This is a genomic window from Streptomyces sp. NPDC057616 (assembly GCF_042800575.1).
GTDB lineage: Bacteria > Actinomycetota > Actinomycetes > Streptomycetales > Streptomycetaceae > Streptomyces.
In genome coordinates, this window is record NZ_JBHVGU010000035.1 from 54,851 (window position 1) to 68,859 (window position 14,009).

Consider the following 14,009-nt stretch of genomic DNA (forward strand, 5'->3'; position numbering starts at 1 on the left):
GGATGCGAGCGTGAACGGCGCCGCCGCAGAGGCGGCGTACGCGTCCCCGCTCGGCTCCCTGTTGCCGGACGGTGGCGCAGCGGTGCCGTCCGAGCGCCGGTGCTGCACCGCACGGGCTTCTGTCGCGCCGGGCGTGCGCGACAACTCTGCGCTGGAGAAGGTGGTGGCTTGCCTACGTTGGTCTGTTCGCCTCACCCCCAGGGGCGGTGCGGTGCGGTGCGGTGCGGCCGTCCGGCGCGCCCTTGCCCACCAGGCCGACGCGCTGCTGATTCTTCCCCGAGGACGGACGATGCCATGGCTCCTCTCATCGAGGCCGGTGCAAGCCGTAGGCGTCATCGATGGTGCCCCCCAGGGGCGAGGGCACGTAGACGACGTCTCCAGGCGGCCTCGACGCGACGCGAGTTCCAGTCCGTGCAGGGCTCGCTCGCGGTGCCCCAGACGCGGATGCTCTATCGGGTGACGGGGCGATCAGTCCTGTGCCGCGGTGCAGAGGCGCTGATAGGCCGGGGTGAGCCGATCATCCGACTCGTCGGAACCTAGTGCCGCTTCAGGCAACGTTCGCCCTGATGAGGAACCAAGCCAACACAGCCACGCCGATGGGTAGCGCAACAAGATAGCCGACGAGGATACCGACGCCCGGATCGGCCAGCGCAGGAAAGGCCCAGTTCACTGCTGCAGTCACGGACAGTCTCACCGTTGCCAGCGCAAGGAGAGCGGCAACAACAGCAAGCCGACGCGGTGGGCCCGCCCTGCGGTACAACTCCGCCGCAGGCCCGATCGCGATCAGGCCCGTCACGAGGCCAACGAACATGGTGTCGGGCAGCCACCCGAACGGCCACCCCACCAAAGCGACCAACCCGGAGACAGCGAGGCCGGCCAGTTCCAGCGCGACGGTGAACACCACCGGGTGGTTCCACGAAGAGCGTCGGATCGAGCTGCTCCCACTGTCCGTCTCATCGACCACGTCGTCAGAGTAGCCATCGACAGGGCGAACGTTGCCTGATGCGGCACTAGGGATCCGTCACAAGGGGCAGGTCCGGCCACTCCATGTCCGGAGATGAGATCCTCGAGGAGCGGGCGCGTCAGCTTCGCGTCTCCTCTGGGGCATCGAGCCGGGGCGACCGGGGCCGAGGCGAGCTGATGGCAAGCCAGAAGGACGCGATCGGCCCGCTGTTGGACACTCTGTGCGGCGAGCAGCGCGAAGCCCTCCTGGATCTCGCGCAGGGGCCGAACCTGAGCGCCGTGGGCCAGCTCTTGGAAGCACTGCGCGAGGAACGGGGCCGCTGACCTTGCACGCGCCGCCTACCAGGGCTCCACTTCCCCGTCGACCGCTTCGACCGGTCAGCGGAGTGCAAGGGCAGTGCCCTGGCTCCACTGCTTCAGATCGTGTCCGTCGATGAGGAGGATGCCGGCCTGGCGGGCGTAGGCGACGGCGGCTCGGGTGAAGTCCGTGGTGGTGACGACAAGTCCTACATCCGCATCGTGCACAGTCTGGAAGGTCCCTCCGAACCGCTGCAGTTCGGCGGAGGTGACGCGGCGACCAGCGTAGTTCTTGCACTGCACGACCACCCGCCGGTCCCCAGCGGCCCGTGCGGTCACATCGGCGCCCAGGTCCCCGGGCGCGCCGGTGACCTGCACCCTGGTGAAGCCGTCGCGTTGAAGGAGTTGTGCGACGTGCTGCTCAAGCTGCCGACCGGCCTCGACCGGAGTCCCCCGGTGCAGGTCGGCCCGGTCCCGCCGCTGCGCGGCGATGGCGCGCCCGGTCCGCCACAGCCACACCTCGTGCGCCTGTTGGCTCGCGCGGTCGCGTGCGGCGCGCAGCGCCCGGTCGCGGTCTTGCCGCAGCGCCCGTATCTCATCGCGCTGCAACTGCGCTTTGTCCTCGGCCAGTTGGGCGGCGGCCTGGCGTTCGTAAGCCCGCTGCTGGAGCGTCTCATGTTGGCGCCGCTGCGCCTCGTCGTGCTCGCGCGCGAGGGCCTGCCGGTGCTGCTGTTCGGCGAACTCCTCGAGCAACGCCGCCGCGCGCACGGCCTGCGTGTGGGCCTCTTCCAGCAGGGCCCTATCCCAGGCCCGCATCCCGGCCAGGGCACGTCTGTCCTGGCGGGCCAAGTCGAGGACGCGTCCGGCGTCGTGATGGCTCAGCGGCGCATCCGCCCGGTAGCGCGCTTCCGTCTCCAACAGGTGCGCGCGCGTTGCGGCCAGCGCCGCCCGCTTGCCGGGCAGGCTCCGCCCCAGCCGCGCACTCCACAGGCCCAGGGCCACCGAGACCAGAGCCGGAAGCACCAGGAGGGCACTGGTGTAGAACCAGGCCGCCGCCAGCAGCAGGGGTCCCGCAGCGACGAGCTGGCTGCGCACGCGGTAGACGGCTCTTAACCCCATGCGCGCAGCGTACGCAGGGGCGGTGCCCGCCCGCAGGGGCCCGGCCTGTGCAGGCCCCTGCGCGCCCGGCAGCACCCGCGGCAGGGCGCAGGTAGGCCCCGGCTGGACGGGGGAGGCCAGCCGGGGCGGCAGGTGGTGGCTGGCGGAGGGCGGTCGCCTCTCGGCGGAAGGCTCCATGGGGCTTCAGCCGGACGATCGTCCCCATGGGCTATAGGTGAGGCCCGGGGACACTGTCCCCTCCGCAGCCACGTATAGATGAACGGTCAACGGCCCGTGTCTGTTCCCCTGTCGGGACCGTCCGGCGTGTGAACTGCGGCACGCCGGTCCCGACAGGGGGCAGGATCGGTGGAGCCGCTGCCTTTGAGCGCCCGATGACCCGGACCGGGCCACCCGCTGAGACCAGGGCGGGCCAACAGCTCGGGCACGAAACGCCTGCCCCGAGCCGAGGAGTGCAAATCGGCATGTACATGCAACAATCGACGGCATGAACTTACTCAAAGGATGGGGTAAGGCCACGGTCACGTTTCGTGACACGATCCAATACGCTCCGGGCGTTCCACTGGCCAATTTCGTCGTCTCTGATCACGTCCGCATCGAAGGCGGGTGCGCGCACATCGTCGTGAAAGAAGAACCCAGCCCAACGAATGTGCGAGTCGTGTCCATCCCCGTGGACCGGGTGGTGCGCGTTGAGTGGAGGATCTCGAAATCCGAGTTGTGAACCCAATGGCCCCGTGAGCGCATCGAACCGGATCCAGGCCGTCGCAGGGTGCTCAACGATGACCGCCGATAACTGACGCCGCCGGCGACAACTGCCCAGGATCCTCGACCGATTGCCTGCTGTGCATCGGCGGCACGGCCGTCCTGGTCGGTGATCTGCTGTCGAATCCACCGGCCGGGCGAGGCCGCGAAGTCCCGCAGCCGCTTTTTGAAGGCCTTCTGCTTCTCCCCGGCGGGCTTTGGCGGGATGCGCGCGCCCGGCCTGGACAAGCGTGGGCTGCGTGGTGCACGGCAGCCTAGACGTTTCGGCCTGTCAACGATCGGCGAGGCGTGGACAGTTGTCGTCGCGAAGGCCGGTGATCGGGATGAGCGGGCCAGGCGTGGATGGCGCTCTGCGCACTGGTGCCTGTGCTCGTCGCGGTAGGGGGCGCGGTCGCCTGCGGGCTGCAGGAGGAGCGCGCTGGATGGAGGTGACGGCTGCCCTCCAGCAGGGCTGTAACGGATGCGGTTCAAGGGGGTCGACAGTAGTGGGAGAGCGGCATCGGAGTGGGAGATCATCCTTCCCCCGGCAGCCTGGGGCCTCGGTGAGTGCGACCGGGGTCAGCTCCCGCCGGGCAGATGGTGACCCGCCCGCTCGAACCGGTCATACGTGAATGGTTGGTGAACTGTTCTGCCGCCCGGCAGGTCAGCACGATGGTGCCAGTCAGAGCACGGCGTGCGGTTCACGGCAGACCACCTCGAATCTCACCGGTGATGCCTGTGCTGGGCCGGCCCGACCGGGGCCGAACAGGACGCATCCGCCCCCCTAAAGGAAAAGGGAATCGAGATGCAACCGAAGAGTCGATTCATGGCCCAGGCCGCAGCCTTGGTGTCCGCTGTCGCCACCGCCGTCGTCCTCGCCGGCAGCCCGGCCTCCGCAGCCGGCGGCTTCTGGGCCACCGGCTGCCAGGACGGCAGGGCCTGCATCTACCTCTCCCACCTTCGGGTCGGGGGGATGTGGTGGAACGTCGACGGCTGCGGCGACCACCCGATTCAGGACTACTATCGCTCGGCAACAGCCCATGGCAACCCGTTCAACGTCGTGTACGTGAACGGCACCTGGGACCGCGTCAACCCGTGGACCACCCGGCCGCTGGACCCCAACAATCTGGTCACTCAGGTGATCGTGCTGTGCTGAGGCACAACGGCCACGGCATACGATGAACGCCGGGTCCCTTCGGCTGTGCGGAACAGGTCGGCGATCTGCCGGGCGCTGGCTCCGATACCCGCCAGGTACCGGGTGTGTCAACTTAACGGCTGATCTTGGTTGTTGAGTTATCGCTGGTCGGTGGGGGTCAGGCGGCCATCGAAGGCGATCTGGAAGGCGTTGAGGGGTGCCTTCCAGCGCATCGTCCAGCGGCGCCGGCCCTTGCCCGTCGGGTCCAGGCTCATCAGCGCCATGTAGACGCACTTCAACGCGGCGGCCTCCGAGGGGAAGTTGGAGCGAGCACGGGCAGCACCGCCGCTACGTCGGTGTATGCCTCGCCGCTTGCTTCCGTCTTGCCGGTGAGGCGGTATCCCAATCCAGGGCTGAGCCGATGCCCGGCAGACCGCGGTGGTAAGGAGTTCGAACAAGTCGCCGAGCGCAGGCGGGTGACCGTGACGACGCGGTGCCGTGTGCTGCCCGCTAAGACCTCAGCGACGAGACTGCCGGCGACCGGGGTGTACCGCTCGGCATCCTCGGTCTGCATCACGGCACGGGCGCCCTGAGGAAGCACGGAGGCCACGGCGGCGGACAGCGGCGCCGTCAGCCGCTGCGGCAGCGCCCGCTGCCCGCCGGGCAGTTGGATGAATGGGTTCGCGTCCATGGCGGGCCGCTCGGGGGCATGGCCATCGGTGTACGGAGGGGGCGGTAGGGCTGGAGGATCTGTCCGTCTAGGCCCCGTCGTCGGGGGTGCTCGTCTCGGTGAACCCGATGGCGAACGCTTTGAGCGCGCGGTTGAGCCGTGGGGCGAAGTCGAGCGCGACGTGCCCCCATTGCGGCTCCTGTTCGTACAGCGCCGCGAGGGTGGGAGTCGGATGGGAGACCTGCCAGAAGCCGGAGGCCAGTGTGATCGCCACGGCCAGCAGATCGCTGATCTGCTCGAGCGTCATCCTGCTCGCGCGATCCAGCGCGGTGGCGATCTCATCGTGCGCGGCGAAGGCGTTGGTCTTGTACCGGCGGGCCCGTTCGATGTCGACGTCGCCCTCGAGGTGCAGCGGCACGTGGGTCAGCAGGTCGCAGAAGACCGGCAGTGCGACCAGGGTCTGGCTGACGACCACGGCGGTCTGTGCCGGCCCGAGCCCGCTGCGGCCGGCGACCGCGGCCTTGATCGCGTCCCGCCACTGTCCCCATCCTCGTTCGGCCAGTTCGAGGAGCAGCTCCTCCTTGCTGGCGAAATAGCGCCGTACGCCGGTGCGGTGCAGGCCGGCCCGCTCGGTGACCGCGGTCAGCGTGACGTACCGGACGCCCCCGAGGTCGAGCGCGAGTGCTTCCGCCGCCTTCAGCAGATCTTCCGAGCGACGTGTCTTGTCTTGGGCCGACCGGGCTCTTTGGTGCATGCCGGAAGCGTAACGCGCGCCGAGATGCGCTAACTGCAGCCACGGTGGTACGGTCGAGATAACGCATCACGACGTGCGTTAAAATGTGAAAGGGAACCACCATGAAGGCCGTACAAGCCAGCCGGTTCGGCGCACCGAGCGTGCTCACCGTCACCGACCTGCCGGATCCCACCCCCGGGCCCGGCCAGATCGCGATCGACGTCACCCACGCCGCCGTCGGACTCATCGACGTCTACCTGCGCCAGGGCCTGTTCAAGGACGCCCCCGGACTGCCACGGCCGCCCTACGTTCCCGGCCTTGAGGTCGCCGGCACCGTGCGCGCACTCGGCGAGGGCGCCACCGGCTTCACCGTCGGCGAGAAGGTGGTGTCACTGTCCTCCCACGGCACCGGCGGATACGCGTCCGTGTACGTCACCGACCAGGCACGGGTCGTGTCGACACAGGACCACGACATCGATCCCGCCCTTGCGGTCGCCGCCGTCCCCAACGCGCTCATGGCCCACATCGCGCTCACCCGCACCATCCGCATGTCCGCAGGGGAAAGCGTCCTCATCCACGGCGCGCTGGGTGGGCTGGCCGCCGCCTTCCCCGGTATCGCCCGACAGCTCGGCGCATCCCGGGTGGTCGGCACAGTCCGTTCCGGCAGGACGGGCGCGGCCGCCGCCAGCAAGCTGCCCTACGACACCATCGTCGACTCCGCACAGTTGCCCGACGTGCTCGGCGACGAGAAGTTCGACGTCATCGTCGACCCCGTCGGCGGGCTCGTCCGTACCCAGAGCCTGGACCTGCTCGCCCCCTCAGGCCGTCTCCTGCTGGTCGGCAACGCCAGCGGCGAGTGGGACCACGGCATCGACGGCAACCGCATCTGGCAGGGCAACATCACCGTCGCCGGGTTCAACGCCGGCGGCTACGTGCCAGCCCACCCCGAGGCCGTTCAGCCCGCTGCTGAGGCCGCGCTGAAGGCGGTCGTGGGCGGACTGGTCAACACCGAGATCGAAGTTCTCCCCTTGGCGGACGCGGCGACCGCACATGAACGTCTCGAGAACCACGCCACCGACGGCCGCATCGTCCTCACCCCGTGAGCGGCCATTCCACCCGCTGTTGAGGTGCCCGTCCGTGCAGTGCCGCGCTCGGCGGCCCATCCCATCCGGTCCAGCGCGACGGCGGACAGGTCGCAGCAGCCGAGCTCTGCTTCTCCGGCCCGCTGCCCGGCCGAGGAGGCTCCCCTCCTGCCGCAGGGGCCGATGAACCGCCCACCGGCCGGCCGCTCCGGCTGCAAGCTGATCGCCCTGTTCGTCGAGGAACGGGAACGCAAGCAGGGCCGCGACATCCGCAACACCGGTCGTGGCTGCCTCGCTGCTGCACCGGCTCGCCGAAGAGATTTCCTAGCCACACCATTTGACTTCCCCGATTGGCTCGCCTGCTGGAGTGCGGACGACACCGAGGTCGTCCCGCCCCCGCCCTAGCCTCAGGAATCGGGGATCTGCACTGCGCTGAACTCACGGCAGGTATGGGATCCGGGGGCGGTCCCGACAGGCACCAGGCGCACCGATGCCATGCGCACCTTGACCGGTTCCTTCCCGAGAGGCACCAGGACCGCCGTGCCATCGGCGTCCCCCACTTTCAGATAGGGCAGTGCCGGATCGAGGGTGCCCCCGTCGACGGGTACCTTCTGCGCTGGGCCGACAGGCAGGATGCACACCCATACCGGATCGGGCGGCCTTGCCCTCGGCGGCAGCTATGGAGGCGTCGAACCCGGCGTCGACGGCGGGCAGGTAGGCGAAGTTCCAGGCGCCCATGAGCAGCCCCCACGCGGAGAGCAGGGCAAAGGCGGCATAGCCGATCCATCGTTCGCGGACCATGAAGTGCAGATGCTGGGCCAGCCCCAGCAGGGCGGGGGCGATCAGCCACAGGCTCATCGCCCCCAACACGGCGAGCCCCGACTGGAATTGGTCCCAGGCCGAGATCTGGACGTCCTCGACATCCACGTCGAGTTCGTTGAGGTAAAGGGTTGCCTGCCACAGCCCGGCGGACGGCAGCACGCCCGGGATGAAGGACAGCACGGCGGGCAGGAGCCAGGGCAGCCCACCACGCAGCGAGGTATGGCGGAACAGCAGCCCCAGCCCGCGCAGCACCAGCAGGCCCGCCAGCAGGATGAGCAGCGCGTGCCCACCGGAGAAGATGTCGGGCGCGTACGCGGCGATGCCCTGGCCCGTTATGAGGCCGGTCAGGAAGCTTCCTGTGCAGATTGCGGCCAGCGGCAAGGCCAGAGCGACCAGGGGCAGGCCAGGCCGGTTGCGTCTGAGGATGCCGGCGGCGATAGCCAGGGCGGCGAGAGCGGTCAGCAAGAATGCCCAGAACCGGGCTTGGCGCACAGAGGTGCTGTCGTCCTGGGCGACCGCCACACCGAGAAGGACAAGTACGACCGAGCAGTAGCCCATGCCCGCGAGCAGATGCTTGCGCGGCGCGCCGAGTGACGGACCGTGCCCGAAGAGCTCCTGCCAGCGCAGCCTCACCTGTGCGTCAGCGGGCAGAGCGGCGGTACCGGGCAAGGGGGCCGCGGCGAGAACCAGCGCCTCCGCCTCGGTGTCCGCGCGGATCTGCCGACCGGTGCCCCGCATCTGCGCCGCCGCGCGCCGAAGCCTCTCGAACGGACCTACCTGTGGCGCGACGTGAGGGCGGTCGGCGGGGCGGAAAACACTCCAGTGAAGACGGAAGTCGGGCTCACCGCGCACCAAGTCGACGGCTATCACCGTCAGTTCCAGCTTCAGCCGCTCCGCGAGTACCTCCAGTTGCTGCCGGGCACCGTTCACCGCGCGATACGGCGAGCCGGGAAAGCGGACCTCCACGGTGTATCGGGCGCGGCCTGCGGCAAAGGCGGTAAGACCGTCCGGGACATCGCTTTCGAGGGCCAGCCACCCCCGGTCGGTCACCGCCGAGGTGAACAGGTTCTGATCCGTCAAGGTGCCCTGGACCGTGACCCGTGCCACGGCACGCTGATCCCAGCGCACTGCAGTCATCGACCTCTCCCCTCCCCGAAGAGGGCACGATAGAGCATGGGTGGGGGCTGCCCGTGACCGAGGCGATCGGGCACAGTCATCGGATGGACGGCGCTTAGCCGGCTGCTTCAGGATGTCGTGACGAACGGCCGGGTGACCGCCCCGGCCATCGTGTTCGCCCAACAGCAGCGGCTGCACGTGGTGGACCGGGAGACGCTTGCCACCTGGGCGGCGGGCTCGCGGCCGCTGTGGGAGTTACTGCGGGCGCTTCCTCCACCCCGGCGGCCGACCGCACGGTCCTGACACTCCACTGGGTTGATTCAATGCCGCACCCTGAGAGCCGAATGACCTGAAGCGGGGCCCTCGCCATGACGCCGGGTACGGCTGGCAGTTGAGCTGCCCTTGCGGGCAGTAACACCGTCTGGCTCGGAGCGCGAGGTGTGACGGCACTACCGAGGCGCCGCGTGAACAATGCACTGTTTCTTAGGAGGCCGTGTTCCTAAGGTTCCTGCATGGCGGATGACGAGCGTGAGCGTGCCGCGCAGGCGACCATGGATGGAGAGATGCGGCTTCTCGATCCCGAGGCGCGCGCTTCGCCGGACCGTGTCCTACAGCTCCTGGATCCGGAGTTCTCCGAGATCGCGGCATCTGCCACGGTTGCGGCCGCAGCCGGCTGTGAGGGCGAGGTCACCGGATCAGGATCGCTGCAGTCGTATATTGAACGGCTGCCGGCGCCGGCGTTGTCGGCCCTGGTACAGACGGTCTGGGTGCACCACACCGGCGGCGTGCCCTACGTGCAGCGTCGTCTTCCTGCCGGTGGGGTCGAACTGCACTGGCCGCTCGGTGGCGAGCCGCGGCTCGTGGGTCCGCTGACCGGCCCCTTGCTCGAGGTGATCCCGGCACACACCACGATTGTCGGGATCCGCTTCCGGCCGGGCAGCAACCCCCTGATCCCGGTGGCTCTGTCCGAGTTGCTCGACCAGGCGGTCGGGCTGCGGGAGCTGGGACATCGGTGGGTGGAGCAGCTTGGTGAGGCGATGGTGAACGCTGCCACGCCCGAAGCGGCCCTTTCGCTCCTGCAAGCTCAACTGCTGCACGAGGTGCGTGCAGCGATCCGGCCGGATCCGCTGGTGGATGAGGCGGCGCGGTTGCTGATGCCCTGGCAGCAGGCCGAGGTCGGCGTCCTCGCCGCACACCTGGGACTGTCGGCGAGCCAGCTGCGGCGCCGATGTCTGCACGTGGTGGGCGTGAGCCCGAAGGTCTTGCAGCGGATCCTGCGGTTCCAGGGGTTTCTCGCGCTGGCCCAGGCCACGACCGCGCCGTTGGGTCAGCGGGGTCTCGATGGCATGGCCGGGCTCGCGAGCGACGTTGGCTACGCAGACCAGTCCCACCTCAGCCGGGAGTGTCTGCGCCTGGCCGGTGTCACCCCGAGCGCGTTGTTCGGAGGGGAGGTCGATCGATGCCTGCGCGAGCACGACCATGCGGCGTCGTACCGCTCCTTCCTCGCCTCTCGCAGAGGACCATCGGCGCGGCGGTGACGCATGCGCGATTCGTTCAAGACGTAGCGCCGCGCTGCTTCATAACGTCGGCGTGTGCCTGATCTCTTCTCGTTGCGGTCCGCCGTCGACGGCGGGCTGGTCACGTCTGAACAGCCCCGCTGGGATGCCGCCCGGTGCCCGGTCATCCCGGCGTGCTCCGGCCACCGCCCAGCGGTGATGCTTCGGTGTCGGTCCGTGGCGGACCTTCGGCGCGCCGTTCGCCCCGGCGCACGGCGCCAGGATCGCCCGTGCGTGGTGGCGGGCAGTGCTTTGCCGGCAGGTGATCCACGGGCGGGGTCCTGTTCGCCCGGTCCGGCATCCATGGAATCGACGTGGCACAGGACGGGACCGCCACGATTGGCGCCGGTAGGCGCCTCGCCCTGCCCGATGTGTTCGGCGACGCCTCGGTGCGTTCCCGGGCTGCGGGCTCACGGTCACACCGGTGGGTGGCGCGGACGACCGGATGGTCAAGGGCGCGACCGCGTTCGCCCACCGGGCGGCGGTACTTGGCGGAGTACGGCGGCGCGCCGCGCCACCCAGGCGGCGGCCGTTCCCGGCAGGTCGCGCACGCCGAGGCCCCGGGCACATCCACCCCCAACTTCCGCCGACGCGGCACTGACCAAGGAGCGAGATGCCCCGGACCGGTTCTTCGACATCCCGCAAGCGATCTGAACCCACGGAAGGCAGTTCATGAGCAAGGTGATCACCGCACTGTCGGTCTCCGTCGACGGCTACATCACCGGCCGTGCCCCGGGCCCAGGGCACGGCCTCGGCGACGCAGGCATGCTGTTCGACTGGTACTTCACCGGCGACACCCCGAGCACGGTGTTCGACGGCTTCACCCTGAGTGAACCCAGTGCCCGTATCTTCGACGCCCTCGCCGCACGCGTGGGCGCCAGCCTGTGCGGTCGCAACACCTACGACGACTCGGGCTGGGACAGCGGCGGCACGCCACACCCGACGGCGCCGCTGGTCGTGCTCAGTCACCGCCCGGCTGCGCAGACCAACGCTCGGCAGACCTTTGTCAGTACCGGCATCGAGGACGCCGTCGCCACCGCCCGCAAGCTTGCCGGCGACAAGGACGTGGCCCTGATGGGCGGCGACGTGACGACCGCAGCATTGGCCGCTGGGCTCGTCGACGAGGTGGTGCTGCACCAGGTACCGGTCCTGCTCGGTGCCGGCCGACCGTTCTTCGAGACCATGCCCGAGCACGTGCAGCTCCGGCTGCTCGAAGCGGTGGCCGCCCCGGGCGTGACGCACCTGCACTACGAGGTGACCCGATGATCCTGGTGACCGGTGGTCTGGGCATGATCGGCGCACAGACCGCACGCGCCCTGACCGACCTCGGACACGATGCCGTGGTCACCGCATACCGGCGCGCCGAGATCCCAGCGTTCCTGACCGATCGGGTCGTGGTGGAACCGCTCGACGTCACGGACCGGGACGCCTTCCTCGCCCTGGGCTCACGGCACTCGATCAGCGACATCGTCCACCTCGCCGGCAGCATCCCCGGCGAAGACCCTCTGAACTACTTCCGCACCGACACCGCGGGCCTGCTCAACGCCCTGGAGGCCGCACGTCAGTGGAAGGTCCGCCGGTGCGCAGTCGCCGCCAGCCTCGGCGCCTACATCGGCCGCACCGAGATCCCCTGGCACGAAGACCTGGAGCTGCCGGCTGCGCAGGTGCCGCACCCGATCATCGCGTTCAAGAAGGCGGTCGAGCCGCTGGCCACCAACGCGCTGCAGGGCACCGGCGTCCATCCGGTGGTGCTGCGGATCGGCAGCACCTGGGGACCGCTGATGGACCCGCAGTCACCCTTCAACCCGATCCCGCCCTATATCAGCGCCGTCCTGCGCGGCGACCAGCCGGCGCCGCTGCACGCCGACGACGGCGGGGACTTGTGCTACGCCCCGGACACCGGGCGCGCCATCGCCTTGCTGGTCGCCGCCGACACCCTGGCGCACGACACGTACAACGTCTCCAACGGCACCCCCTACACCAGCCGTCAGCTGATCCAGGCCGTCCAGGCCGCCGTGCCCGGCGCCCGACTGGAGCTGCGACCGGCCAGGAGCAGCAGCGGTCCCGGTGACAACCCCTACCTCGACATCACCCGCCTGACGGCCGACACCGGATTCACCCCGGCATACGACCTGCCCCGCGCGGTCGCCGACTACGTGGCCTGGCGCGCCGACAACGCCCGCTGACCCACCTTGAGGAAGGAGAAGTGATGCTCGACCCCGAACTGCAGCGTGTCCTGGACGGTCCGGCCATCGCACACCTGGCCACGGTCCTGCCCGATGGCGCACCCCACAGCACACCCGTCTACGTCGGAACCAAGGACGAGCACATCGTGCTGTTCACCGGGCCCGACACCCGCAAGGCACGCAACCTGCGCCGAGACCCTCGCCTCGCCCTGTCCATCGCGCCCGCTGACAGCCCATTCACACCCGTTGCCGTCCGCGGGCGCGTCGTCGACTGGATCACCGGACAGGATGCCTGGACCGTCGTCGACCGGCTCGTGGCGAAGTACACCGACATTCCCTACCCCCGTGACCGGGAGCGATGGGTGGCAGTGATCGCACCGGGCGACGACGCAGCACCTCGTGCGTCCGATCCACCCCACGTCGACCAAGCACCCTCCAACCAGGCGACTGCTCCAGCAGCGGGGCCCGGGTCTCGCGTCCGCCGCTTCGACCACGTCGGCGTCACCGTCGCGGACCTGGCCGCGACGACCGAGTTCTTCGTCCGACTCGGCCTCAAGGTCCAGGGCGCACCGATGGCAGTCGAGGGCGAGTTCCTCGACACCGTCATCGGCATCCCCGACTCCCGCACCCACATCGTGATGCTCTCCGCGCCCGACGGCGGCACCACACTGGAGCTGTCCAGCTTCGACCGGCCCGACCACCAGCCCGGTGCCCCCGACGCCATGGCCAACGAGCTCGGGCTACGCAACGTGGCTTTCGAGGTCGATGATCTCGACGCGACGCTCGACCAGCTCGCCGCTGACGGCTACGGACTAATCGGGGGCGTCGGCCAGTACGAGCAGGCATGGCGGATGGCCTACGTCCGCGGCCCGGAAGGGCTCATCGTCTCCCTGGCCCAACGAGTCAACTGACAGACGCAGAACGACGCCGAGCTGCACCGCTACCACGCACGCCTGCTCGAGGCGGCTGCTATCGATCCATACGCCCATGTCCTCGACATCGGCAGCGGAGAAGGGCGGCATAACCTGAGGGGTTACTCGATCACGGGGTCTGCCAGCCGCACGCTGCACGTCCTGCTGTGGGAGGCCGCGCTCCGCTCGCTGATCTGCCCGTCCTCGGTGCTGGCCGCCCAACTCGACCGCCTCACCGGCCTGCTCGGCATGGACACGGTCGAGCTGGGCGTCATCCCCTTCACCGCGGCCGTGAAGATCGTGCCTGCCAACGGGTTCTGGGTCCTTGATGACCCCCTCGTCGTCGCCGAGGACTGGCACGCCGAGCTGTGGCTGGACGACACCGACAACATCACCCTGTACCGCAAGGTCTGGCAGACCCTCCGCGAGTCCGCGCTCTACGGAGCCGACACCCACAACGTGATCAACGCGGCGCGGCGAGCTCTGAACCCGCGCTGATGGGGTGTGTGGCCGAGGGCTGACATGCACGGAGCCTCCAGCCCGGCCCGACAAAGAGGGCAGCACTTTGATGTTCGACAGGTAGAGCCCTGGTGTCTCCTGGGGGGTGAGGAGGGGAAAACCGCCCCATCCCCCCCCACCAAAAAAGAACCCAACCCCCCGAAGAGGGGGGGGATACCCTCA

The 14,009-nt window shown here is 69.2% G+C and carries 13 protein-coding genes and 2 pseudogenes; 10 read left to right on the forward strand and 5 right to left on the reverse strand.

What is annotated here, in order from left to right; translation table 11 throughout:
* Positions 1 to 547: 547 nt before the first annotated feature.
* Positions 548 to 964 carry a hypothetical protein gene (locus ACFU97_RS34810; protein ID WP_384264583.1) on the reverse strand — a complete coding sequence of 139 codons (417 nt, stop codon included), beginning with the start codon at positions 962 to 964 and terminating at the stop codon, positions 548 to 550.
* Between the two features lie 176 nt (positions 965 to 1,140).
* Here ACFU97_RS34810 and ACFU97_RS34815 point away from each other — a divergent pair, with 176 nt between their 5' ends.
* Positions 1,141 to 1,287, forward strand: a complete 147-nt coding sequence (locus ACFU97_RS34815; RefSeq protein ID WP_384264584.1) for a hypothetical protein — start codon at positions 1,141 to 1,143, stop codon at positions 1,285 to 1,287.
* Between the two features lie 54 nt (positions 1,288 to 1,341).
* On the opposite strand, the gene ACFU97_RS34820 is transcribed toward ACFU97_RS34815, so the two are convergent.
* On the reverse strand, positions 1,342 to 2,379 hold the full coding sequence (locus tag ACFU97_RS34820) for a restriction endonuclease (RefSeq protein WP_384264585.1): 1,038 nt from the start codon (positions 2,377 to 2,379) through the stop codon (positions 1,342 to 1,344).
* A gap of 484 nt (positions 2,380 to 2,863) precedes the next feature.
* Here ACFU97_RS34820 and ACFU97_RS34825 point away from each other — a divergent pair, with 484 nt between their 5' ends.
* Together ACFU97_RS34825 and ACFU97_RS34830 are read left to right on the forward strand one after the other, a co-directional pair.
* Positions 2,864 to 3,097: a hypothetical protein gene (locus tag ACFU97_RS34825; RefSeq protein ID WP_384264586.1), complete on the forward strand. Its 234-nt coding sequence runs from the start codon at positions 2,864 to 2,866 to the stop codon at positions 3,095 to 3,097.
* Positions 3,098 to 3,943: 846 nt separating this feature from the next.
* Entirely contained in the window at positions 3,944 to 4,273 is a 330-nt protein-coding gene (locus tag ACFU97_RS34830) for a hypothetical protein (protein ID WP_384264587.1), read from the forward strand.
* Positions 4,274 to 4,410: 137 nt separating this feature from the next.
* Here the strand turns inward: ACFU97_RS34830 and ACFU97_RS34835 are convergent.
* Positions 4,411 to 4,590: pseudogene (locus tag ACFU97_RS34835) on the reverse strand (IS256 family transposase); the annotation flags it as partial.
* A gap of 420 nt (positions 4,591 to 5,010) precedes the next feature.
* On the reverse strand, positions 5,011 to 5,676 hold the full coding sequence (locus ACFU97_RS34840; protein ID WP_384264588.1) for a TetR family transcriptional regulator: 666 nt from the start codon (positions 5,674 to 5,676) through the stop codon (positions 5,011 to 5,013).
* 101 nt (positions 5,677 to 5,777) lie between these two features.
* Here ACFU97_RS34840 and ACFU97_RS34845 point away from each other — a divergent pair, with 101 nt between their 5' ends.
* Positions 5,778 to 6,758: a zinc-binding alcohol dehydrogenase family protein gene (locus ACFU97_RS34845; RefSeq protein WP_384264589.1), complete on the forward strand. Its 981-nt coding sequence runs from the start codon at positions 5,778 to 5,780 to the stop codon at positions 6,756 to 6,758.
* Between the two features lie 417 nt (positions 6,759 to 7,175).
* On the opposite strand, the gene ACFU97_RS34850 is transcribed toward ACFU97_RS34845, so the two are convergent.
* Positions 7,176 to 8,696, reverse strand: coding sequence for a hypothetical protein (locus tag ACFU97_RS34850; protein ID WP_384264591.1), 1,521 nt, complete (start codon positions 8,694 to 8,696; stop codon positions 7,176 to 7,178).
* Positions 8,697 to 8,810: 114 nt separating this feature from the next.
* Here ACFU97_RS34850 and ACFU97_RS34855 point away from each other — a divergent pair.
* From ACFU97_RS34855 to ACFU97_RS34880, 6 genes and pseudogenes are all read left to right on the forward strand, one after another.
* Positions 8,811 to 8,978, forward strand: a pseudogene (locus tag ACFU97_RS34855) (restriction endonuclease); the annotation flags it as partial.
* Between the two features lie 209 nt (positions 8,979 to 9,187).
* On the forward strand, positions 9,188 to 10,213 hold the full coding sequence (locus ACFU97_RS34860) for a helix-turn-helix domain-containing protein (protein ID WP_384264592.1): 1,026 nt from the start codon (positions 9,188 to 9,190) through the stop codon (positions 10,211 to 10,213).
* A 690-nt stretch (positions 10,214 to 10,903) separates the two neighbouring features.
* The gene (locus ACFU97_RS34865) at positions 10,904 to 11,497 is read left to right on the forward strand and encodes a dihydrofolate reductase family protein (RefSeq protein ID WP_384264594.1); all 594 of its coding nucleotides are present in this window, start codon (positions 10,904 to 10,906) and stop codon (positions 11,495 to 11,497) included.
* Positions 11,494 to 12,417 carry an NAD-dependent epimerase/dehydratase family protein gene (locus ACFU97_RS34870; protein WP_384264595.1) on the forward strand — a complete coding sequence of 308 codons (924 nt, stop codon included), beginning with the start codon at positions 11,494 to 11,496 and terminating at the stop codon, positions 12,415 to 12,417. The genes ACFU97_RS34865 and ACFU97_RS34870 overlap by 4 nt, the downstream gene beginning before the upstream one ends.
* 23 nt (positions 12,418 to 12,440) lie before the next feature.
* Positions 12,441 to 13,328 (forward strand): TIGR03618 family F420-dependent PPOX class oxidoreductase, encoded by an 888-nt coding sequence (locus tag ACFU97_RS34875; RefSeq protein WP_384264596.1) that lies wholly within the window; start codon positions 12,441 to 12,443, stop codon positions 13,326 to 13,328.
* 87 nt (positions 13,329 to 13,415) lie between these two features.
* Positions 13,416 to 13,826, forward strand: coding sequence for a Scr1 family TA system antitoxin-like transcriptional regulator (locus tag ACFU97_RS34880; protein ID WP_384264658.1), 411 nt, complete (start codon positions 13,416 to 13,418; stop codon positions 13,824 to 13,826).
* Positions 13,827 to 14,009 lie beyond the last annotated feature (183 nt).

Bases quoted from the DNA above. Each gene is read 5' to 3' on its own strand.
- ACFU97_RS34815 (WP_384264584.1), top strand. From the start codon at position 1,141: ATGGCAAGCCAGAAGGACGCGATCGGCCCGCTGTTGGACACTCTGTGC.
- ACFU97_RS34820 (WP_384264585.1), bottom strand. From the start codon at position 2,379: ATGGGGTTAAGAGCCGTCTACCGCGTGCGCAGCCAGCTCGTCGCTGCG.
- ACFU97_RS34825 (WP_384264586.1), top strand. From the start codon at position 2,864: ATGAACTTACTCAAAGGATGGGGTAAGGCCACGGTCACGTTTCGTGAC.
- ACFU97_RS34830 (WP_384264587.1), top strand. From the start codon at position 3,944: ATGGCCCAGGCCGCAGCCTTGGTGTCCGCTGTCGCCACCGCCGTCGTC.
- ACFU97_RS34840 (WP_384264588.1), bottom strand. From the start codon at position 5,676: ATGCACCAAAGAGCCCGGTCGGCCCAAGACAAGACACGTCGCTCGGAA.
- ACFU97_RS34845 (WP_384264589.1), top strand. From the start codon at position 5,778: ATGAAGGCCGTACAAGCCAGCCGGTTCGGCGCACCGAGCGTGCTCACC.
- ACFU97_RS34850 (WP_384264591.1), bottom strand. From the start codon at position 8,696: ATGACTGCAGTGCGCTGGGATCAGCGTGCCGTGGCACGGGTCACGGTC.
- ACFU97_RS34860 (WP_384264592.1), top strand. From the start codon at position 9,188: ATGGCGGATGACGAGCGTGAGCGTGCCGCGCAGGCGACCATGGATGGA.
- ACFU97_RS34865 (WP_384264594.1), top strand. From the start codon at position 10,904: ATGAGCAAGGTGATCACCGCACTGTCGGTCTCCGTCGACGGCTACATC.
- ACFU97_RS34870 (WP_384264595.1), top strand. From the start codon at position 11,494: ATGATCCTGGTGACCGGTGGTCTGGGCATGATCGGCGCACAGACCGCA.
- ACFU97_RS34875 (WP_384264596.1), top strand. From the start codon at position 12,441: ATGCTCGACCCCGAACTGCAGCGTGTCCTGGACGGTCCGGCCATCGCA.